General features: G+C 46.7%; 16 protein-coding genes and 2 pseudogenes. 9 read left to right on the top strand and 9 right to left on the bottom strand.

Translation table 11 applies throughout. The features are described 5' to 3' along the window. Positions 1–7 precede the first annotated feature (7 nt). From QUA07_RS14265 to QUA07_RS14255, 3 genes are all read left to right on the top strand, one after another. Entirely contained in the window at positions 8–1804 is a 1797-nt protein-coding gene (locus QUA07_RS14265; RefSeq protein ID WP_333326137.1) for an N-acetylmuramoyl-L-alanine amidase, read from the top strand. Between the two features lie 135 nt (positions 1805–1939). Next, on the top strand, positions 1940–2779 hold the full coding sequence (murI, locus tag QUA07_RS14260) for a glutamate racemase (protein ID WP_333326135.1): 840 nt from the start codon (positions 1940–1942) through the stop codon (positions 2777–2779). Between the two features lie 180 nt (positions 2780–2959). After that, the gene (locus QUA07_RS14255; protein WP_015176151.1) at positions 2960–3514 is read left to right on the top strand and encodes an NYN domain-containing protein; all 555 of its coding nucleotides are present in this window, start codon (positions 2960–2962) and stop codon (positions 3512–3514) included. Positions 3515–4204: 690 nt separating this feature from the next. Here QUA07_RS14255 and QUA07_RS14250 read toward each other — a convergent pair. The 3 genes from QUA07_RS14250 to QUA07_RS14240 form a co-directional block, all read right to left on the bottom strand. Continuing rightward, a complete protein-coding gene (locus QUA07_RS14250) occupies positions 4205–5410 on the bottom strand; it encodes a glycosyltransferase (protein WP_333326133.1) in 1206 nt (401 codons plus the stop codon). 591 nt (positions 5411–6001) lie between these two features. Next, positions 6002–7630, bottom strand: coding sequence for a polysaccharide biosynthesis protein (locus tag QUA07_RS14245; protein WP_333326131.1), 1629 nt, complete (start codon positions 7628–7630; stop codon positions 6002–6004). Positions 7631–8200: 570 nt separating this feature from the next. Further along, entirely contained in the window at positions 8201–9484 is a 1284-nt protein-coding gene (locus tag QUA07_RS14240) for a PilT/PilU family type 4a pilus ATPase (RefSeq protein ID WP_333326128.1), read from the bottom strand. A gap of 281 nt (positions 9485–9765) precedes the next feature. Between QUA07_RS14240 and QUA07_RS14235 the strand changes: the two genes are divergently transcribed. The 3 genes and pseudogenes from QUA07_RS14235 to QUA07_RS14225 all read left to right on the top strand — a co-directional run bounded on the left by QUA07_RS14235 (position 9766) and on the right by QUA07_RS14225 (position 12979). Then, positions 9766–10935, top strand: a complete 1170-nt coding sequence (locus tag QUA07_RS14235) for a DUF58 domain-containing protein (RefSeq protein ID WP_333326126.1) — start codon at positions 9766–9768, stop codon at positions 10933–10935. A 139-nt stretch (positions 10936–11074) separates the two neighbouring features. Beyond that, positions 11075–12346 (top strand): annotated as a pseudogene (locus tag QUA07_RS14230) (IS701 family transposase). Positions 12347–12523: 177 nt separating this feature from the next. Continuing rightward, positions 12524–12979 carry a TerB family tellurite resistance protein gene (locus QUA07_RS14225; protein ID WP_333224981.1) on the top strand — a complete coding sequence of 152 codons (456 nt, stop codon included), beginning with the start codon at positions 12524–12526 and terminating at the stop codon, positions 12977–12979. A gap of 27 nt (positions 12980–13006) precedes the next feature. Here the strand turns inward: QUA07_RS14225 and QUA07_RS14220 are convergent, their stop codons facing one another. From QUA07_RS14220 to minC, 6 genes are all read right to left on the bottom strand, one after another. After that, a complete protein-coding gene (locus QUA07_RS14220) occupies positions 13007–13492 on the bottom strand; it encodes a zinc-dependent metalloprotease family protein (protein WP_333326123.1) in 486 nt (161 codons plus the stop codon). Positions 13493–13762: 270 nt separating this feature from the next. After that, a complete protein-coding gene (locus QUA07_RS14215; RefSeq protein ID WP_333326121.1) occupies positions 13763–14365 on the bottom strand; it encodes a TerD family protein in 603 nt (200 codons plus the stop codon). Between the two features lie 12 nt (positions 14366–14377). Beyond that, entirely contained in the window at positions 14378–14953 is a 576-nt protein-coding gene (locus tag QUA07_RS14210; protein WP_333083448.1) for a TerD family protein, read from the bottom strand. Between the two features lie 621 nt (positions 14954–15574). Continuing rightward, complete coding sequence (gene minE / locus QUA07_RS14205) at positions 15575–15946, bottom strand: cell division topological specificity factor MinE (RefSeq protein ID WP_333083446.1); 372 nt, start codon at positions 15944–15946, stop codon at positions 15575–15577. Positions 15947–16152: 206 nt separating this feature from the next. Next, positions 16153–16959: a septum site-determining protein MinD gene (minD, locus tag QUA07_RS14200; RefSeq protein WP_006635273.1), complete on the bottom strand. Its 807-nt coding sequence runs from the start codon at positions 16957–16959 to the stop codon at positions 16153–16155. A gap of 331 nt (positions 16960–17290) precedes the next feature. Continuing rightward, a complete protein-coding gene (gene minC, locus QUA07_RS14195) occupies positions 17291–18094 on the bottom strand; it encodes a septum site-determining protein MinC (protein ID WP_333326118.1) in 804 nt (267 codons plus the stop codon). Between the two features lie 129 nt (positions 18095–18223). On the opposite strand from minC, the gene QUA07_RS14190 reads away from it, so the two are divergent. From QUA07_RS14190 to QUA07_RS14180, 3 genes and pseudogenes are all read left to right on the top strand, one after another. Next, positions 18224–19153: an ADP-ribosylglycohydrolase family protein gene (locus QUA07_RS14190; protein ID WP_333326116.1), complete on the top strand. Its 930-nt coding sequence runs from the start codon at positions 18224–18226 to the stop codon at positions 19151–19153. A 102-nt stretch (positions 19154–19255) separates the two neighbouring features. Beyond that, positions 19256–19786: pseudogene (locus tag QUA07_RS14185) on the top strand (hypothetical protein). A 284-nt stretch (positions 19787–20070) separates the two neighbouring features. Further along, positions 20071–21801 (top strand): NAD(P)H-quinone oxidoreductase subunit 4, encoded by a 1731-nt coding sequence (locus QUA07_RS14180; RefSeq protein WP_333083440.1) that lies wholly within the window; start codon positions 20071–20073, stop codon positions 21799–21801. The last annotated feature ends 1 nt before the right edge of the window (position 21802 follow it).

The raw sequence follows: 21802 nt of genomic DNA, 5'->3' as shown, positions 1-21802 counted from the left end.
AACTGTCGTGAAATTCCACTGGCTACTACCGAGTTTCTTAAGTGTATTTTTGCTCGCCGGAGCCGCCGAAGCAGCTAGACTGCAATCTTGGCGGTTTGATGCTTCAGAGAACCGGCTTTACATTACAACAGACGGGGGAGTACAACCCAAGGCTCAACTGATTTTCAACCCGATGCGGTTGGTAATCGACTTGCCGGGGACGAGTCTGGGTCGTCCATCGGTCAGCAGACCGCTCTCAGGGGCGATCGAATCGGTGCGGGTAGGGCAGTTTGACAACGATACGACCAGAATTGTGGTCGAGATCAGAGACGGGTTTAGTATAGACCCTCAGCAAGTAAAATTCCGGGGGATTTCTCCGAGCGAGTGGACAGTGGATTTGCCAACGCCGGTGCGGGGAGAAACTCAAAATCCGATTTCAGAGCCGGGGGGAGAAAGGTTATCGGTTGAATCTTCAGCACCCCAAGCCCAGTCGGCCGAGGCGACTGTAGTTCAGAACGTTCAGGTGACGGCGGACGGTTTTTTAGTCCGCACGGAGGGCGGTCGCCCCCAAATTAATTTTCAACAAAGTCGGGCTGGGGACATTGCCACCCTCGATATTGAGGGAGCGAGTTTAGCTCCAAGCCTAAGCAGCCAACAGCCTCAAACGAACGGTCAGCACGGGGTTGACAAGATTGAAGTCCGGCAACTGCCAACAGACCCGCCCGTTACCCGCGTGACTTTGCGGATGAAGAGTCCTAATACTCAGTGGCGGGCGTCAGTGAGCAATTTGGGCGGGGTTGTGCTATTGCCTGGAAGTGTAGTACGACAGCCCTCGGTTCCCCGCCGCCTGACTGTAGATCCTCCGGCTAGACAAGCTCAAGGAAATTTAGCGAGAGTTCAGTCAATTGATTTAGCCAGTAACGGCACGCAACTGGTGGTGAGAACTGACCGCCAAGTCTCCTATACCAGCGGCTGGGACCAGGGGTCGAGATCTTACTGGATCAGGATCGCTTCTGGTGTCCTAACGGGGGAAATTCCTCAGCTCGATGCCAACAGTCCTGTATCGTTTACAGCCAGCCAAGAAGATGCGGAGACTGTGGTGATTTGGGTGCAGCCGCGATCGGGGGTAGAGGTAGGTAGGGTGACGAGACCAAACCCGCAGTTGCTGTCTTTGCAGTTGCGATCAAATGCTAGCGCGCAGCAGCCTTTCACTCGCACTCCCAGCCAGCAGCAGCCTTTGCCGAGAAGGACTTTCGGAACCGATGAGTTGCCCCAAGCTTCAAACCGCCGCGCCGTAGTAGTGATCGATCCTGGTCACGGTGGCCGCGATCCGGGGGCAGTCGGGATTCAGGGCATTCAGGAAAAGGAGATTGTTTTGGATATCTCGCTTCAGGTGGCGAGGCTGCTGGAACAGCAAGGAGTCCAGGCGGTGATGACTCGGACTGACGACAGGGAAATCGACCTGGAACCCCGAGTTTCTTTGGCGGACCGGGTGAATGCTAGTTTGTTTGTCAGCATTCACGCTAATGCGATTAATATGAGTCGGCCCGATATCAGTGGGATTGAGACTTATTATTTCAATAACGGCCAAGATTTGGCGAGGGTGATTCACGCCAGTATTTTGGAGGGGACGGGGGCGAGTGACCGCCGAGTGCGGCAGGCGCGATTTTATGTTTTGAGGAAGACTTCTATGCCTTCTGTTTTGCTGGAGGTGGGTTTTGTGACGGGTGCTGAGGATGCTGCTAGGCTTTCTGACCCAGCTTACCGCAGTCAAATGGCGGCTTCGATCGCTCGCGGCATTGTGTTTTATCTTCAACAAAGATAATAGGCAGTGGGCATCGGGCATCGGGCATCGGGCATCGGGCATCGGGCATCGGGCATCGGACAACGGCCAATTGCTTTCATGTCAACTGACAACAGCTTTCCTGACAACTGCCAACAGATAACTAACTATTAACAAATGACAACAGACTCTGGACAACAAAGAATCGGTATTTTTGACAGCGGCGTGGGCGGTTTGACTGTTTTGACCCAGTTGTACCGACAATTGCCCAACGAATCGATACTTTATTTTGGAGATACGGCGAGGCTGCCTTACGGCACTCGCACGCCGTCAGAAATTGTGGAGTTTGTCCGCGAAATTATGGCCTGGTTGGTGGAACAGGATGTGAAAATGGTCATTATGGCTTGCAACACCAGTTCTGCTTTGGCGATGGAGATGGTGCAGGCTGAATTTGATATCCCGGTGCTGGGAGTAATTCTGCCGGGGGCGCAGGCTGCAGTGCAGCAAGGCAAGCGGATCGGGGTCATCGCAACTCCTGCTACGGCTGCTAGCAATGCTTATCGAAATGCGATTTTGGAGATGGACGATTCTTGCCTGGTGTGGCAGGTTAGCTGTCCGGCTTTTGTGCCGCTGGTGGAGCAAAACCGGATTCACGATCCTTATACTTGTGAGGTGGCTAGGGAATATTTGGCTCCTTTGATTCAGCAGCGCATCGATACGCTGATTTACGGCTGCACTCATTATCCGCTGTTGGCTCCTGTGGTTCGCTCGCTTTTGCCTGCTGGGGTGACATTGATCGATCCTGCGGTACGGGTGGTGGCTGCTGCAGCCAGAGAATTGGAGCTTTTAGGGCTGCGGAATCCTGGTACTGCGCTACCGACTCGTTTTTGCGTGAGCGGCCCCCCGCAGCAGTTTGCCCAGTTGTCGGTGCAGTGGCTTGGTTGTACTCCTGCTGTTGAGAAAATATCCCTGCCGACAGTTGTACGATCGCCCGTATCGTTGGAATCGGCCGAATAATCCGGAAAATTTATCCGTTAATCTAACCCCCCAAAACTCAGGTAAAGCTGGGTCTGGGGGGTTTAATTATTGCGATGTAACCTAGCAATTACACATCAATAGGTAATATTATTGAACAAAAGCTTTGATGAACAATGCAAATAATGTCCTATACGTGCTGGAGCTCTTCAGCCTTGAACCATGTCACTCTATGTATCACAAGCAGTTTTACTTGTAGACGGCTATAACATAATTGGACTTTGGCCTCGACTCCGAGAGAAGCGCGATCGCGATGAACTCGAAACCGCTCGCCGCGAGTTAATAGAGGTTTTAGTTAACTACAGCGCCGTTCAAGATTTTGAGGCCAGGCTGGTGTTTGACGCGCACTATCGAGATACTCCCGGCGTTAAAGAAATTATTACTAAAAATTTATCAGTGCACTACACTGACTTCGGTCAGACAGCAGATACCTATATTGAAAAATCTTGTGCTAGTTTGCGCTATGAGTTGCGATCGGTCAAAGGCAAAGGCCGCATGATTGTCGCCACCTCAGATCGAGCGCAGCAATTGACCGTAGTCGGCTACGGTGCCGAATGGATGTCCGCCGAACAACTAGCGGCTGACGTAGAATCCACCGCCCGCCGCAGCGAGCGGCGACACAAATCCCGCAAACAAAATTCCAGTCGCTTTCTCGCCAGTTCCCTCGATCCAGAATCCCAGCAGCGCCTCGCCAAGTTGAGAATGGGGCTGCATTAGCTGCTGAAACCCGCTCGCTGTCTGATAAAAAAAAAGTTTCTCAAAGGCCTTGCCAAATCGAGTAAGTTCAGCTATTGTTAGTAAATGTGGGTAACAAAAACCCCCAATCCTCGGTAGCTCAGTGGCAGAGCGGTCGGCTGTAATGAATGCAAGCCTTTGGCATCAACCAAAAGCCCTAGTGACATAGCAGCTCTATCCGGTAACGGGTACTGAAAAATCGGGTGAATTCAAGGAAACCGCAGCACTTCGGGTGGCGGCAATCTTGAGCCAAGTCTGGCGAAAGGCCGTGGTTTAAACCACAAGTAGCCGGAAAGGTGCAGAGACTAGAGATGAGGAGCCTAACCAATAAATCTCATAGCGCCTGACATCCGACGACAGATCACAAACATGATTTGTAGGGATGATGAAATAGTCCGCCCCCTTCGGAAACGTTGGGATAAGTGTAACCGATTGGTCGTAGGTTCAAATCCTACCCGGGGAGTTAGTAAAAGTCTGAAGTTGGAATTTTCCAGCTTCAGATTTTTTGTGTTTATTTTGTGTTTTTACTTTGGGCGTTTCTTAATCGGAACTTACCCCCTGCGGGGAGTTCCGATTAAACATGGCGTTTTGTCCGCACCAGTTTATTAAATATGCTGCAGAAACGAGATTGTAGAGTTGCGTCAAGTATCTGAATGACTCACTCTACAAATACTAAACATCGCGTTCTGTCCGCACCCATTTAGTTTGCCGCTTCAGGATAAAACCTAGATACAAAGGGATTTTCCAAAGGATGTAAAAAGGTACAGATAAAAGGGTTGAACCGGAAATATCGGCACGCCCGAATTTGGCCCAGGCGCTGACAATTGAAACTAAAATTAGCAGTCCTTGTACAGCTAACAATATCGCAGGAATCAGCGATGTTCCGATGGTTACTGCTAGTAAGGAGGCGGCAAAAGCAGCTAGCCAGATAGCTACTAACAGCGATAGGGGTGGGACGGATAAGTCGAGGGCGATCGCCAATAAGTCAAAACGTTTTTGCTCGACTGAAGCTGCTGTCAGCCGGGGAGTTTGAGTTAACAATGTCTGTATGTGACCGTGTTCCCATCTGGTTCTTTGACTTTTAGCTGCTTGCTGCTGCTGTGGCAAACACCCGGTGACGTTGGCTTCCGGGCAGAATACTGTTGGGTGTCCGGCGATCGCCAAATCCAAACTCATCTGCATATCTTCAACAATATTGCTGCTAGCTAGGGAAACCGATCGAATTATCGACCAGGGAAAAGCCATGCCAGTACCCGTTAGTAATGATGGGAATCCTAACTTTTTTAATCCGCTGGGACGGACTAAGTTTTTCACAAGAAATGCTAAAGCAGAAATGGAATCTTTCGGAGTAGGATTTGGTGGCTGTTCCATGAGATAAGTTGCTTGCACGGGTCTTTGTTCAGCAACTGCAACCCGGGCTAATTTTTCTATAGAGTCTGGCTGACAGATGCAGTCTGCGTCAACCATGATTACTACTTCTGGGGGGTCTGATTCGATCGACTGCAAGCCGAAATCCAGTGCGTATCCTTTGCCCTTGCGTTGTGTGTCTTGGCGCTCGATCGCACTTGCACCGGAGTTACGGGCGATTTCTGCCGTTGCGTCCGTGCAGTTGTCAGCAATCACTAACAGGCGGTCTTGAGGTGTTAGCTGCGGTAATATGGTGGAGATGGTGGCGGCAATTCCTGCTGCTTCGTTGTAAGCGGGAATTAAAACTGCTACTTTGGGGCGGGGTGCTTTAGTTTCCGCTGTGGGGTCGAAGTCGGAGAAGAAAGCTGCACTGCATTCTAGAAATAGAACTGCAACGGGAATTAGAAGGATCAGGGCGATCGCCAATAGCACAACATCTATCAATAGGAAGAGTAGCTGATTAATTTCCACAATTCTAGTACCTTAATTTAATTTTATTGGTTGCGTTCATTGAGTTTATTTAATCTAATTGCACCTTTGTTAACTCACAGCGCCACTCTATCTCAAGTATCATCCTATCATGCCTGCAAAAAATCACCGTTATCACCTTTGTTGTGAGGACTTAAGTCCTCCTAAAACTACTAGGACTAGCGTCATCACTACAAATTAATTTGATTGCGGTTGTGCGATCGTAACTAATATCATATCATGTCTATTCTGACAACGTTAAGTCACTCAATTTAATTAAACCTCAAACAAGCCCAGACTGAAGAAACCCGGTTTCTTTTAGAAACCAGGTTTCTGGGTATTCTATTTTTAATCAACTAAACACTTAGTCAATGTTTAACATCAAATCCGGTGGCATCGGAATAATAAAATCCAGTCAAGAGTTAACACTCAACCATTCAGTTTTTTGACCCGCCCGTCAACTGTCAACTGTCAACTGTCAACTGTCAACTGTCAAAAACCATTTCTCTCGTGCAACCGGAATTGATATAACTCATTCATCCCCTGTGGGTGGCTACTCAGGAAACAATCTCCCAACTCAAAACTATGTTCAAGCTACGCTGCATCGGGCATAGCAACAGGTTCAGATTTTTTGGTGAACTGTGCGGGGGGTGCAAATTCTCTGAGATATCTCGACACCGATCGCAAATATCCCACTTCTGCTTGAATCAAATCCAGGGTAGAAAGACTCTCAACTAAGTCATCAAACTCATCTGCCGTAACTCCAGCACTGTGCAAGACTTCTTGGTTGAGCCGCCCGCAGATTCCTTGCAGGAGGAGTTCGATAATCTCGCGATAGTCAGCGATTTCCGTTCCGTAACCTTGCAATTTCTTGGGATTGATTCCCCACTGCAAAATCTTCAACAAGTCTTCAGGGGCACTCCATGCAAAAGAGGAAGCAATCACTTCTTTTTCCGCTGCGACAAGAGCGTGCTTGATTTGCACTTCGGGGAAATCTGGATCGATGATTAAGCTTTCGAGCTTCGACACTTGTTTATCTAAGACAGGCAAAGAAAAAGGAGCTAATTCTACACTCACCATGTCGCCTGTATCGTTAATACTTCTAAAAGGATCTTCCAACACATTAATTAAAAGGTGAATTTCTGTAGGTTTTTTCCAGTCAAACTGTCCAAGGAAAAACGGTTCTTCGTATCCCGGCAAAAGTCCTTGAAAATAAATCGGCAGATTTTTGCCGGATTCAAGAATTTTATAAAGAGCTACTTCCAAGGTTTCTGTCGGCCAACCGAGATTACTCACGGCGACAAATTTCAGTTTTCCGGGAAGGGACACAATCAGAGAATTCAGCAATAAATGTACGGCTTCAAAAAGATTTTGAGCAGTTACGTAGCGGTGGGGAGCGTGAACGTTGACAGTTTTACCTTGCTCTACTTTTTTGGACATTTGCTCGCAGAACAAGCTATTTTCCAACATATGAGTAAAGCGAACCATCCCGTAAGTGACATTTCCTTCTTGAGCTGCTTTGGCAAATTGCCATTCGGCAAACTTCTTCGATGCCGCGTAAACTTCGGTTGTAAAATATCGAGATGTTTTGCCTGTAGAAGAGAAGATGCAGTGTTCTACGCCGTATTCTTCGCAGAGTTGGATGACGTGTTTACATCCTAACAGGCTGGTTGTAACTGTTTCTCGGATTTTGATTTCAGCTAGTCCGGGTTGGCGCTGGGCTGCTAGGTGAAAAACAATTTCTGGTTTTTCTACCTCAAATATGTGTTTGAGCGCGTCGAGGTTGCGAATATCGGCGGCATAGAAAGTTACTGCACCTTCTCTGGTAAAAAGCGGGAGATTTTCTTCGGGGTTTTGACATCGGGCGTTGTCTGCGGAAATGATTTTAGTTGCGCCTAATTCGAGGAGTTTTGCGATTAAGAAACGACCGACACATCCTTCTCCTCCGGTGATTAATATGGTTTTTCCTTTGATTTGGCTGCTGACTGCCGATGCGTATAGGTGAATAGTGCGACCGCGCACGTCGCTAAAAGGTTCGCTTTCTAATTGTCCGTCGGCTTGATAGGCTGCGATTAGCTGTGCGGTGAGAGTTTGGAGAGCCGCGAGGATTTCAGGATCTTGGGGTTCCGGGGAACCGGGCGGAACTAGCTGCTGGATGCGCTCAATTATTTCCGCTTTGCTGGCACCTTCAAACAGTTCTCTTTGGTTATATGCACTCTTCACTTTTTTTGCTCCTTTAAATTCTAGAAATACCGTTGCTGATAAGCGCGTTGTTAAACAAATTTTCGAGGGACAGAATCTTTAAAAGTCTGCTTGGTTTTAGGATTTTTTCGACTAAAAGCTACTTAATTGGAAAAACACGGCATCGGCTCTGCTTGTAGTTTTATTAAGCGCTTTTGTAACCTGCTTACTTCTGCGATCGGCAAATATCGGCAAAGTCGGAATGTTCTCTGTCCAAAATTTGTCACTACAACTATATACTTAAATGACTGAGTGTTGGCAATACTCCGAACATATCTTTACTATTTCTTTGCAATAACCTACGAGTTTTCACGCAATTTTAAAGTTTATGTAAAGTAGGGTCTACGTTTAAAAAACTTAACAATACACTCGACATTATTGATTATAGCATTTTACTTTTTAATTAAAATGTATTTTTGGTTACTAAATATAGTTTTATATTAAGTAAAAATACGCACAAAAGCCTTAATCAAATATTTCCGCCTGCTAAAAATCTTGTTACTTGATGGGTGGGGTAGTCCTGCAGTGCCTACCCCTGTATGTGTGCTGCTATTAGGCGCGAACTGTGCGTTCTTTTTTGCTGCCTTCAAAGCCGCGAGCGTCCCCAACATCGTAGCCCCCTGTCCGCAAGCGGCGGTCTAAATCGCTGGCTTCAGGAGAAGTTTTTGCTGCTTCTTCGATCGTCACTCTGCCTTCCAGCACCAGTTTGTAAAGACCCTGGTTGATAATCTGCATTCCTTCGTAAGTATCATGTTCCATTAATCGGAAAGCTTCATCATCATCACCTTTCATTAAGTAATCGTGCATGGCAGGTGTATTCACCAAAATATCGTGAACTGCTACCCGACGGTTGTCAACTGTTGGCAGCAAAAGTTGGGCAATTACTGCTACTAAAGAATCGCAAATTTGAATCCGCATCGCCTGTTGTTCCTCGGGTGGGTAGAGGTTCAACAACCGATTAATAGCGTTAATGGCGCTGCGAGTGTGGAGAGTTCCCAATACTAAGTGACCAGTTTGAGCTGCTTGCAACGCTGTATTGATGGTAACTCGATCGCGCATTTCCCCGATCAGAATTACATCTGGATCTTCACGCAAAACAGCCCGCAAAGCCTGCTGAAACTCGTGGGTATGCAAGCCGACTTCCCGCTGGCTGACCAAGCATTTTTTAGAAGGGTGAATGAATTCGATCGGGTCTTCAATTGTAACTACGTGCTTTTGCTCCATCTGGTTGAGGTGGTCGATCATCGCAGCTACTGTTGTCGATTTTCCCGAACCGGTAGGCCCCGTAACTAATATTAATCCCTGCGATCGCAAAATGATATTTTTGAAAACTTCTGGCAACCTCAAGGAATCGATAGTAGGTATTTCCAAACTAATCAACCGCAATACCATCGCACCGCCGCTGAGGGAATCAAAACAGTTTAGCCGACACCGCACGAAGCCAGGGTAAAAAATTGCTGAATCTAATTCCTTGGTAGTTGCAAACTGTTTTCGCTGTTCGGGGGTGAGAATTTCGGCTAGGTAATTTTCAAAAATTTCTGGGGTTACTTTGGGGTGGTTAGTTGCTACTTGCATCACGCCCCGAATCCGAAATCGAGGTACTTGGCCGACTCGAATGTGAATGTCGGAAGCCGAGACGCTATGGGCATCTCTGACCATTTGTTCGATCGTACTGACGGGTGTCTCAACAGGCCGCTGCTGCTGGGCTGCGGGGGGCGCACTCGGCGCGGGTGGAGGCGGCGCGGGAGTTGCAGCCAAGGGCGGCGGCGGCGGCGGTGTTCGTCGGCGGGCTTGAGCCTCTGGTTGAACGGGTGTAGGATTGTTTAATGGGTTCATTTTTGGGTCTCCAGTCAGTCTATTTTAGATTTTAGATTTTAGATTTTAGATTTACTCCACAGATTCATCTGGGAGCAGGAACTAGAGTCTAAAATTTTGGGATCGACCCTGACTGAGTGTCGGGGGCTTTTGTCCGTTTTTGGGCGGGTCAATGTAGATTTATTGCGAAAAAATGCCTGATTTCTAATCTAATCGCTCGCAGTTAATTCGGTGTTAAATGCTGAGAATATTTTACAATTAGGCTGGATGGGGCGATCGAGTAATTAACAATTCCAACTCCTATGAACATCGGTCACAAAATCGCCGACTGGCTTGAAAATCGTGCTGTCACCCCTGCCTACGCGGGTTGGCTGCTGTCGGGGATGACGGTTTTCTTTTTTGGGTCGGCGACTAATACAATGTCTGGATGGCTGTACGTACTCAGCGGTGGGGGTTTAGCGCTGTTGGGAGTAGCGGCGGTTTTGCCGGGAAAATCCCTCCGTTCCTTGGAAGTCCGTCGCCGGACGATCGAACCGGTGAGTGCGGGCGATCAAATCACCGTTGAACTAGAAATCGAAAATCGCGCCCGCCAACCTAAGACTCTGTTGCAAGTGATAGACATCTTGCCGTTTGTATTGGGAGAACCGATCGTCCGCCCGATCGAAGTCATAGAGCCTAACAGTATATACAGGGATACATACTATCTGGAAGTCCGGCAGCGCGGCGTCTATCGTTGGCAAGAGGTAAACTTGAGGACGGCGGCACCTTTAGGGTTGTTTTGGTGCCGGCGCAGTCGCGCAGTCAAAGCGGTGGCGGTTGTCTATCCACAAGTTTTGCCGTTGAGCACTTGTCCTTTGATCGATCGCATCGGTCAAGAAGACAGCCCGCAATTTTACAATCGCAGTCGATCGCAAACTGCTACCGAAGGCCTCACTCGCAACCTGAGACCTTACCGCCACGGAGACCCCACCCGCCTGATTCACTGGCGCACCAGCGCCCGCTACGGAGAACTGCGGGTGAGAGAGTTAGAAGTTGCAGCCGGCGGTCAAGAAATTATTATTGCTCTCGACAGCGCTGCGGCGTGGCAGCCAGAAGAATTTGAACGAGCGGTGACAGTAGCTGCCTCTCTTTACTTCTATGCTAGCAAGCGCCTGTTAAACGTCAAACTTTGGACTGCCGGGACTGGACTTGTATCGGGGAACCGGGTAGTTTTGGAAACTTTAGCGGCGGTTAATGCTGGGGAAGATGCGCTTGAGAATCGGCCGAAACTGCCGATAATTTGGCTGACTCAAAACTCTGCAACTTTAAGCACTCTTTCCCCTGGCAGCCGCTGGGTACTCTGGCCGTTGGCAAATGCTGAAACAGGCGAAAAAATGTTAGTCAAACACGATTTACCCGGTTTAGAAATTCGCTCCGGCCGACCCTTAGAACTTCAGTTACAAGATCCTCTGGAAAGAGCGATTAGCTATTAAGTAAGATAGGCCACGAAAAAACCTGTGAAAGAGCGATTAGTTATGAAGATTGACTTGATTAACGGGACTTAAACAATAAATCAGAGATAAGTAAGCTATAATGTAAGTAGGGTAAGCATTTAACGTTCCCGTCACACCCATGAAAGAAACCACGCCCGACGCCATGCCCCCATGCTTTGAGAAATGGTGTCATCGGTTCGATGAGGTCTTCAGGCATCAAGCCCAAAAAAAAGGGTTTAGACACTATTTGGGAGGATTATTAGGGGAAAGCGAGCGAAAAAACATCACTCAGATGTCTAATAACGCGCCCTGGTGTGGTTTACCACCGATTGCACCATTTCTTAACGGAAGCGACCTGGGATGCCGAGCGGCTTAACGAACGACGCAAAGAAGTGATGCAGGAATGCAATCAAACAAAGCTTAAAAAGGGTTTTACTCTAATAATAGATGATTCGGGACATCGAAAAAGTGGTAAGGAAACTGCTGGAGTCGGTCGACAATATATAGGAGAAGTAGGGAAAACAGACAACGGGGTAGTGGTAGTGACGACCCATTTATATGATGGAGTAAAAAGCCTACCATTAGACGTTGAATTATATCAACACGCGAGTTCACTAGCTGGAGGTAAAGCCGACCCATCATTCATAAAAAAACCAGAGCTAGCATTAAAATTGGTAGAGAAAAGCCTGGAATTAGGCTTACGACCAGGAGTAGTATTAGTAGATGCCGGCTATGGGAACAATAGTACATTTTTGAAGCAATTAGAATCAAAGAAGTTAAAATATGTAGCCGGCTTAGCGAAAAACCGCAAAGTAATTTATCACTTAAAAAGTAATGAAATAAAAGTAGAGACTAGACTAGACGAACTAGCGAAAAGACTTCAGGCACAAGCATTTACAGCGATTCAATTAGATGCGAGAAGTCGCAAGAACAGTGTGGGTGGCAACGGTAGAAGTAGAAATGTCAGCCTTTTCAGGAACTAGAAGAATAGCTATCGTAATGAATGCTGCTAGTTTATCTGAAGCGACAGAGGTTGACTATTTAATTACTAACGCTGCGGTGACTCAAGCAACAGGGGCATGGATAATTACAACTTATTCTCAACGTAATTGGGTGGAAGTGTTTTACCGTGAGGCAAAAGGCTGGTTAGGGCTAAAAGAATATCAAGTGAGAAGCATAAAAAGCCTTCACCGACATTTGATATTAGTTTTTTGCGCTTACACTTTTATTGTTTGGCAACAGTTGACAGGAGGATTGAGACGGCGTTGGGCAAACAAACCTTTAAAGACTTTTACGCTCTGCTTTGTTAGCTTTTAGAACGGCTATATCTTATAGATTTGTCGCTTGGCTCCAAGATAATGGTGACGTATTTGCCATACACCTAGCAGGTTTGGGCTATGTTTGGGCTTGAATTTTGTTCAAGTCCCGTTAATCTAAAACCTCAAGAACCATGATACACTACAGGAGTGTAATTGATAAAGTTAAGGGTCTTACGGGGTCTGGCAATTGCTTGACAAGTTAAGAGCAGCTTAGATTAATGTGACTCCGGTCATAAACATCATATCTCATTCACCAAACAGGAGAAAAAATGACTTTCTGGGAGAAATTAAAGCAGAACGTATCACAAATCAATGATTCTCTGCAAACCAATATTTCCAAGTTTAAAAATAATGATTTTGCTGATGCCTCAATGGCAATATGTGCATTGATTGCGGCTGCTGATGGCACTATCAATACCGAGGAAAGACAAAAAACGGCGGCTCTAATAATTTCCAATGAAACCCTCCAAATTTTTCCGGCGTCGGAGTTGAAGCAAAAATTTGATTTTTATTGTGAGAAGCTCTCACAGGACTTCGATTTTGGTAAAATTGAGGCTATCCAAGCGATAGGGAAACTTAATAAAAAACTAGACCAAGGTCGTGCCGTCATCCAAATTGGCATTATTATCGGTGGTGCCGATGGTAATTTTGACAAAGATGAAAAGAAGGTTGTCAAAGAAGCTTGCCATGCTGTGGGCATTAATCCTGGGGAATTCGATCTCTAAATTCAGCTATTTTATGGTGGTAGCCAATCAATTATTCAAGGCTTTATATCTGCGAATAGCATTGTTCATTGAGTTTATTTGCTCTGCATGAAATGAGGGAGGCATTAAGCTATGAACAGTATGAACGAGTCCATTGTGCATGACATCGGTCGGAAGTGCAGAATGATCTAGTCCTAGTGTATGTCCTATTTCATGGGCAATGGTATTTGCAATTAAGTTAGATAGTTGATTGAGACTAAGGCTGGCATTGTAAGAAGCATAGAATACTTGATCAATCCGAATAATCGCCCGATCTGTAACCATTCCCGATTTGAAGCTAGCCACGCCGAGATAGTCAACCGGCTGGCTATCCACGAATATATAAACATGGGTAAAATCTTCGCCCCACTCTTGGCGATCGGGGGGCTCAGATGTCAAAAATACTTTGATGCTTCTAAATGCGCCGTAGAGTTTGGAGAAAGCGTCCATCAGTAGGGAAAAGATCGCTTCTTTATTTTCGGGTGCGACATCCATTCCTGATACATCTACCCAAATGCAACGGCGAAAATCGCTATCATTATCAATTAGAACTATTCCACAGGAAGGGCAAAACTCCCACTGAGGCTGGATACGGGAACGACAGCTCTGACAGCGGAGTTTGGGGGGTTTAGTCAGGTTTAGCCGTTGAGAAAGGGGGAGTTTTAGCTTGCGATTGTGTTTGGTTAGGTCTAGGCGATCGTACAGAGACATTGATTCAGTGTCGGATTCTAGCAAGTAGAAAGCATCTAGGTATTGAGCGAGTTGTTAAGCATAGGTTTTCACAAGTTCCTGCAACCCATTAACCTTAACACCGTTACCGGTGGCTGCCATTTTCCACTCTTCATTATGCTTGTAGATTTCTGCCATGAGCATCCCCGTCATGCCTTTGTATTCAGAACCTGATAGGTTATATTTTGCGAGTTCTTGATTATTAGACGTATTAACCAAACGCACAAACGCATTTTGAACTTGTCCGAAGTCTTGCTTGCGTGCAATGCAATCGTAAATATTAACTGTAAAAACCAGTTTGACAATTTGCGAGGGAATTCGAGATAAATCGACGAGAATTTGCTCGTCATCTCCCTCTCCCGCTCCAGTCAGATTATCACCTAGATGCGTAATAGCTCCTGAACGGTGGGAGAGATTGCCAAAATAAACGATATTGGTCATATCATTCACTTTGTCATTTCGATCTAAACAAATCACTGAGGCATCCAAGTCATAATCTGGAGCACTGCTAAAAGCCCCAAACAAACCTCCACCGGAGCGTTTCGCCACATCCCAGCCTAATCCGCAGATCAGTTTTGTTAGCCCGGGCGCTTCTTTGGAAAGCGAGATGCGCTGTCCTTTTTGTAGGTTAATTCCCATGTGTTTTACCTTTTAGCTATAGCGATCGAGTAATGCTTGTAAACCACCTTGATAGCCGGCTCCCACTGCATTGAGACGCCACTCACCGTCTTTCCGGTAAAGTTCAGCCATGATCAGTGCTGTCTCTATGGAATAATCTTCTACCAGGTCATAGCGAACAGCTTCCTGTTGTGTTTGGGCATTAACGATCCGCACGAAGGCATTTTGCACCTGACCAAAATTTTGACGGCGTTGCTGTGCTTCATGGATGGTTACAGTTACAAGAATTTTTTGGACATCATTAGGCACTTTTTTGAGGTTGATTTTGATAACTTCATCATCCCCCTCGCCGGCCCCCGTGAGATTATCTCCCATGTGCTGCACGGATTTGTCTGGATCTGGACTTGTGAGATTGTTATAAAAAATGAAGTGATTGTCAGAAATTAATTTTTCATTCGCACCTAAGAGGAACAATGATGAGTCTAGGTCAAAGTCAGAACCCGTGTCTGTAGCTTTAACGTCCCATCCCAGTCCTATGAATACTTCTGAGAGACCGGGTGAAACTTTCTCAAGCGATACCCGTTGTCCTTTGGTCAGAGATACTGCCATGATTCAATCTTCCTCTTTTTTATTAGAAGTGGTTATGGAGGGAGCCGCGGACTTGAAAACTTTGTTTAAGTTTTTGCTGGAAATAGTTAGAGAATTTTAAATCTTAAATACAAAGAATATTAGCTAACTGTGCCGATGTCAATAGCGATTACAACTCTTAATTATTTTTTGGGTGTGGGTATAAAGCAATCATGCCCTGCCTCCCACAGTTGTGTAATCTCAGCTTGGGTTATTGTGCTTGTGTATTGTGACAAACTCTCGGAACTTGACCGTGTTTTGTGATGCAAGTGACCCTTACCAGGGCGTTTCCACAAGGCCCTCCGCTTGGAAGTCTCCTGTGTTGCAATACCATCGACTTGTGGCGTCGATGGTGTTGCGACGGATTCCCAACGCTTGAGTAGCTTCGATTTTCTTCATGCCATTTAACTCGATCGCTGGGATGACCTGATGAAGGAGGTATAAATGTACAGTTTGTGCCCAAAAGTCGGCGCGATCGATCTGCAAAACTGGCGACTAATTGTAGTCTATTTTCTAACCGAGGAAAGCGGTTGCTATAGTTTAATTTAAATGGCGATCGGCTCGAATCGAACTCTTTGCCTGACAATAAAAGCTCAATCCCTGTTAATCTCTAGTGTCGGGGAGAATTTCGACTACATACTCCGGTACATATTCGAGTCGATTTTCGGGCAAATTCGCGGGCAAATTCTGGGGCAAATTCTCCGGTGGATGCTCCAGCCTGACTCGCCGGATCGGGAGATTCGCAATTAGTGCTGTGGCCCGCTGGTCGCTCTCCAGCGAGAACTCAGACCCGGTGGTATCGATTTCCACGTAGCGAGACACCACCTCTAGAATTTCTCGGCGCATAGACTCAACCATTTCTGGGCTGAGTTCTGAGCGATCGTGGGCTAGAACCAGTTTGAGGCGCCGTTTTACCTCGTCGCGGCTGTTGTCAGGGGTGCGCGGGAAAAGTCGTTCGAGAAGTGTGTGTATCATGGGTCAGGCTGATTTGTCAAGGGTTAGGCATAGAAAACGTTATACGATTTTCGATTTTCGATTGGGGAATCACTCATTCCCTAATGGTTTGAAGTTGACCTACAGTTTCATTCTTTTTGGGAACTGGTGTCACGGGGAGAAAATTTGGGCTAGTTTATGTGATGCGGTCGCTGCTGTTAAAGATCGATCGCCAATATTGCAGCACATCACATAATTTTAGTATTTAAGAACTTGCGGAGGCGAGTAAAAAAGTTTTCTCGACGGGGATTGAGATCTAGAAAATCAACTTTTTCGCCTTCTAAGCGGCGGGCAATATTGTCGAAGGCAGTTCCAGCTAAAGAGGCCGTTTCCGACAATACTAATGGTTCGCCTCGGTTGGTGGAAACGATGACGCGCTCGTCGTCGGGAACCACGCCTAACAGCGGAATGGCGAGGATTTCCCGCACGTCTTGCACCGACATCATATCATTTGCCAGCACCATTGCGGGTCTGATCCGGTTGACGATCAGGTTGATTTTCTTGACGTTGTTGGCTTCCAGCAGGCCGATGACTCGATCGGCATCGCGGACCGCAGCGATTTCGGGAGTAGTGACAATTATCCCTTCTTGAGCCGGGGCGATCGCATTTTGAAAACCTTGTTCAATTCCAGCAGGAGAGTCGATCAAAATATAGTCGTATTTTGCTCCCAACATCCCCACAAGCTGCTTCATTTGCTCAGCGCTGATGGCATCTTTCATCCGAGTTTGGGCAGCCGGCAACAGCACCAAGCGCGGCTGCCGCTTATCTTTCACCAAAGCTTGCTCTAATCGGCACTCTCCAGCAAGAACTTCTAATGCCGTGTAAACAATCCGATTTTCTAAGCCCAGCAGCAAGTCTAAATTTCTGAGACCGAAATCGGCATCAATTACGGCAACGTTGCGCCCCCGCTTAGCTAAAGCCATGCCGAGATTGGCTGTGGAGGTGGTTTTTCCTACCCCGCCTTTCCCTGATGTAACAACAATAATGCGAGCCATAAGCGATTTTAGATTTATTGGTAATTAGTCAGTAGTCAGTAGTCAGTAGTCATTGGTCATGGGCAATTAATCTTATTATTTGTTGTTCGTTGGCAATTATTTTTTGAGAATTTGGCAGCCATCTGTTATTTATTGAATCAACTCAACACTCAAAACTCATAGCTCTCATTGTTATACGAATTCTCTCTGAATTTGCACTGAAATTTTAAAATTTACTTGACTAACTAATTTAGCCAATACAAAATTATCAAGCGCCCACTTAAAGAGAAATAGTATTACTAATGACCAATGACCAATGACCAATGACTAATGACCAATGACCAATGACTCATTACTCACTACCCCCGACTAACTGCGATTTGTCAAAATCAGAGGCTCTACCGATCCGAATCCCTTGAGGCGTCACATAGGCGACTTCCGGGAAAAACTGAGCGGGTGAGGTTTCTGGGCCTCTGGCAACATACTTAGCAATCCTAATCACCATCGGTTCCATCTGCAAGGTCATAATCACGCTTTTGGTGTTGCCACCGGCACCGGCGTGCACGACTCCCCGCAAACGGCCCCAAACTAGGATATCGCCTCCAGCGATAACTGATCCGCCGGGATTTACGTCTCCCAAAAGTACGACGGTGCCCGGATGGCGAATTTCTACGCCCGATCGCACTGTCATCTGCAAATATAAAGGTTCCGCCAGGGATTGCGGTTTTTCGGCTGCGGCTTTATTCAGGGAAGAAACCGGAGGCTGCTGTTCTACACAATAGCCTGCCGTAGCTGCGGCAACGGCGGTTTGGCGGCGACTGGTGTGGACTCGTTTGAGTTGCAGTTCCACTTCGGAGAGGGCCTGGGCGATTTCTTGTAGTTGGCGGATATCTAAAAGTCGATCGTTCCCCATCAATTGTACTTCTGCGTTTGGCTGCCAAAAGCGTTCTCCCGCATTCAGCCTGACTTTTAGCTGCTGCCAAAGTTCAGTCCAAGTCGAGGCGGAGGCTGTTCCCGGTTCGCTGTTGGTTTCTGGGGGGAGTAGCAACAGTAGCTGTCCATCTTCGGTTTTGAGTCGGACTTGCAGCTCTAAGCTGACTTCGGGTGTTGATTGAGTGGCGGCAGCAGCGGCTCCGGGGGAGGCATCGGGTGTCATGGGACAGTTTGATATCGGGTAGGGACAGGTTAACATCAATATTAGCTCGATTGTTGACTGTTAACTGTTGACTGTTAACTGTTCACTGTTCACTGTTGTTATTTGTTACCAATTCCCAATTCCCAATTTATGCAGCAAATAGAACGTTATCGCGGTAGTCTTCTGGGTTTGGCAGTTGGTGATGCTTTGGGTACAACTTTAGAGTTCCATCGCCCCGGAACATTTACACCTATTAACGATATGATTGGCGGCGGCCCGTTTCAACTGCAACCGGGCGAGTGGACAGACGATACTTCGATGGCGCTTTGTTTGGCTGAAAGTTTGATTGAAAAACAAGGTTTCGATCCAGTCCATCAGTTAGAAACTTATTTGCGGTGGTGGCGAGACGGACATTTGAGCAGCACTGGTGAATGTTTTGATATTGGCAATACGGTTCAACAAGCACTGTGGGAGTTTAAAAATACAGGAAAACCTTTCTGTGGTTCTACGGATGTTGGGACTGCTGGAAATGGTTCGATTATGCGCTTGGCTCCCGTGCCTTTGTTTTATGCTAAAAATCCTTTAGAAGTAATAGAAAAATCTGGAGAAAGTTCGAGAACTACTCACGGTGCTGCTACTTGTGTGGATGCTTGCCGTTATTTGGGTGCTTTAATTGCGGGGGCGGTGAATGGAGTTGCTAAAGATGTGTTGCTTTCGGAAAGATATTGTCCGATTTCTGGATATTGGGAAGCTAACCCGCAGGTAGCAGAGATGGATGAAATTGCTGTGGGTTCTTTTAAGCGGCGACAACCTCCTGAAATTAAGGGTACTGGTTATGTTGTCAAGTCTTTGGAGGCGGCACTTTGGGCGTTTTACAACAGTGATTCTTTTGCTGAAGGCTGTTTGTTGGCTGTGAATTTGGGCGACGATGCGGATACAACTGGTGCGGTTTACGGACAGTTGGCGGGGGCTTTTTATGGGGAGGGGGGTATACCGGAAAAATGGATCTCGCAATTAGTCGATCGCACTTTAATTGCATCTTTTGGCGATCGGCTTTTGACTGTATCTAGATCGCTCTGAATATTTACATCAGTTTTCAACCTTCTTTGTTTTTACAATAACTAGCAACTTGAGTTAAAATAGACCAATTTACACACACATTTCTGGTTGAAGGTTAATACAATGGTACTCGAAGCCCCGTCTATCAAAGCCAAACCAACCGTCACCTGGGAACCCCTACCAGCTAACTTCGTATTACCCGACGATCCGGTAGAAAATACTCAACAACCTTCTCTCGCGGCTGCTCTTACCGATGCACTGGGAGCCGCAGGATGTATCTAGCCAGAAATGCTGATCTGCTCTAATTTGGGGCTAGTCGCAACTATCAATAAAAACATTGTCGTCAAAGCTCCAGACTGGTTTTATGTGCCGCAAGTGCATCCTTTAGCAGAGGAAGTAATTCGCCGTAGTTATACTCCTCCTACTGATGGTGCTAATGTGGCGATCGTGATGGAGTTTCTCTCGGAAGCATAGCAAACCATGAATTGGCTGCCCTGGTGGGATGATCGAGGTAATTTGTTGCTGTGGAGTTCAGAACAAGCTGAGCAAGAAAGGCAAAGGGCTGAACAACAAAGCCAAAGGGCTGACCAGGAAAGCCAAAGGGCTGAACGATTGGCGGCTAAGTTGCGCGAATTGGGAGTTGATCCAGATTGAACGCTGATTGAAAGCTAATTTGCGATCGCCCTTAATACACAGGACTTACCCAACCATCTACCACAATAGGCGCAACCCCAGGCAGATTGCGCCTACAAAACGCTATATTTTGTTGTTCGTAAGTCCTAAATCGAAAATCAAAAATCAATTGACGTGTGTAGCAACTCGTGATATTGTAACCCCCATTTATCTGGATATAAAAAATATTTATGAATAAATCTTAAGTTTTAATTAAATTTAGTATTATAATTTTGGTAACTTCCCACTAAGTATTTATTCTCACTATGATAGCGGATCAATTTCCTTGGCTGACCGCAATTGTCATCCTACCCCTCCTCGCTTCCCTCGCCATCCCTTTTCTGCCGGATACAGACGGCAAAACCATTCGCTGGTATGCCCTAGGCGTAGGCATTGCAGATTTTGTATTAATGTGCTGGGTGTTTTGGACTCATTACGATCCAAGCATCTCTAGTTTCCAAATCGTAGAACAATATCCCTGGATACCTTCTTTAGGCCTCAACTGGTCTGTTTCGGTTGACGGACTGTCTGTGCCGTTGGTACTGTTGGCGGGATTGGTGACGACACTATCAATCTTTGCAGCCTGGGAAGTCGATCGCAAGCCACGACTCTTCTACTTCTTAATGCTGGTGATGTACTCCGCACAAATAGGAGTGTTCGTCGCCCAAGACATCATGCTGCTGTTCATTGTCTGGGAACTAGAACTAATTCCGGTGTACCTGCTAATCTCGATTTGGGGCGGACAAAACCGTCGCTACGCAGCTACCAAATTCTTGATTTACACCGCAGGCGCTTCCATCTTTATTTTGATAGCTGCCTTAGCAATGGCATTCTACGGCGGAGGCACCCCCACCTTCGACATGGTAGAACTAGGCTTGAAGGACTACCCACTGGGTTTAGAATTACTGCTTTATGCGGGATTGTTAATTGCCTTCGGTGTAAAACTGGCGATTTTCCCCTTCCACACTTGGCTACCTGATGCCCACGGCGAAGCATCTTCTCCCGTGTCGATGATTCTGGCCGGCGTATTGCTGAAAATGGGTGGATACGGACTGATTCGCCTGAATTTGGAACTTCTTCCCCAAGCACACGTTTACTTTGCACCGATTATGGCGGTGCTCGGCGTGGTCAACATTATCTACGGCGCGCTGAATTCCTTCGGCCAATCGAACATGAAGCGCCGCTTAGCGAATTCGTCGATTTCTCACATGGGATTCGTGTTGTTGGGTATTGCTTCCTTCACGGATTTGGGAATCAACGGGGCGCTGTTGCAAATGATTTCCCACGGTTTAATCGCCTCAGTATTGTTTTTCCTGGCTGGCGTTACTTACGATCGCACCCATACAATGATCATGGACGAGATGGGCGAGATTGGGAAAGTCATGCCGAAAGTGTTTGCTTTGTTTACCGCAGGCGCGATGGCATCCTTGGCACTCCCCGGAATGAGCGGTTTTGCTAGCGAATTGTCAGTGTTTGTGGGCGTCGCAACTAGCGATATGTACAGCGGTTCTTTCCGCGCGGTGACAGTGTTCCTGGCGGCAGTAGGACTGATTTTGACGCCGATTTATTTGCTCTCGATGCTGCGACAGTTATTTTACAACTGTGGGACACTCGCGGCTTGCGACCTTGAGGATCTAAATTTGCAGAATCAGAGAAACAATCTGGATGAAGCGGTTTGTTTTGGTAATAGTTGCGTTTTGCCTGGTGATGCACCGTTTATTGATGCTAAACCTCGGGAAGTGGCGATCGCATTTTGCTTTTTGATACCGATTGTCGGCATTGGTTTTTATCCCAACATGGCGATGCAAGTCTACGATGCCAAGACTGTCGCAGTCAACGCAGAAGTCCGCCAATCTTACATCCAAATTGCTCAACAAAATCCTCGGATTTATGCGAATCAACTTTTGGTTCCCAAGATTGCCCAAGCTCAAAAATCGCCTGCTTTGGACAAAATTACACGGTCTGAATCTGCATCGGTTTTTGGCATTGTCAAATAAT

Source organism: Microcoleus sp. T3_A4, assembly GCF_036700465.1.
In the GTDB taxonomy this organism is placed as follows: Bacteria; Cyanobacteriota; Cyanobacteriia; order Cyanobacteriales; family Microcoleaceae; genus Microcoleus.
This window is presented reverse-complemented; position numbering and strand designations above follow the sequence as displayed.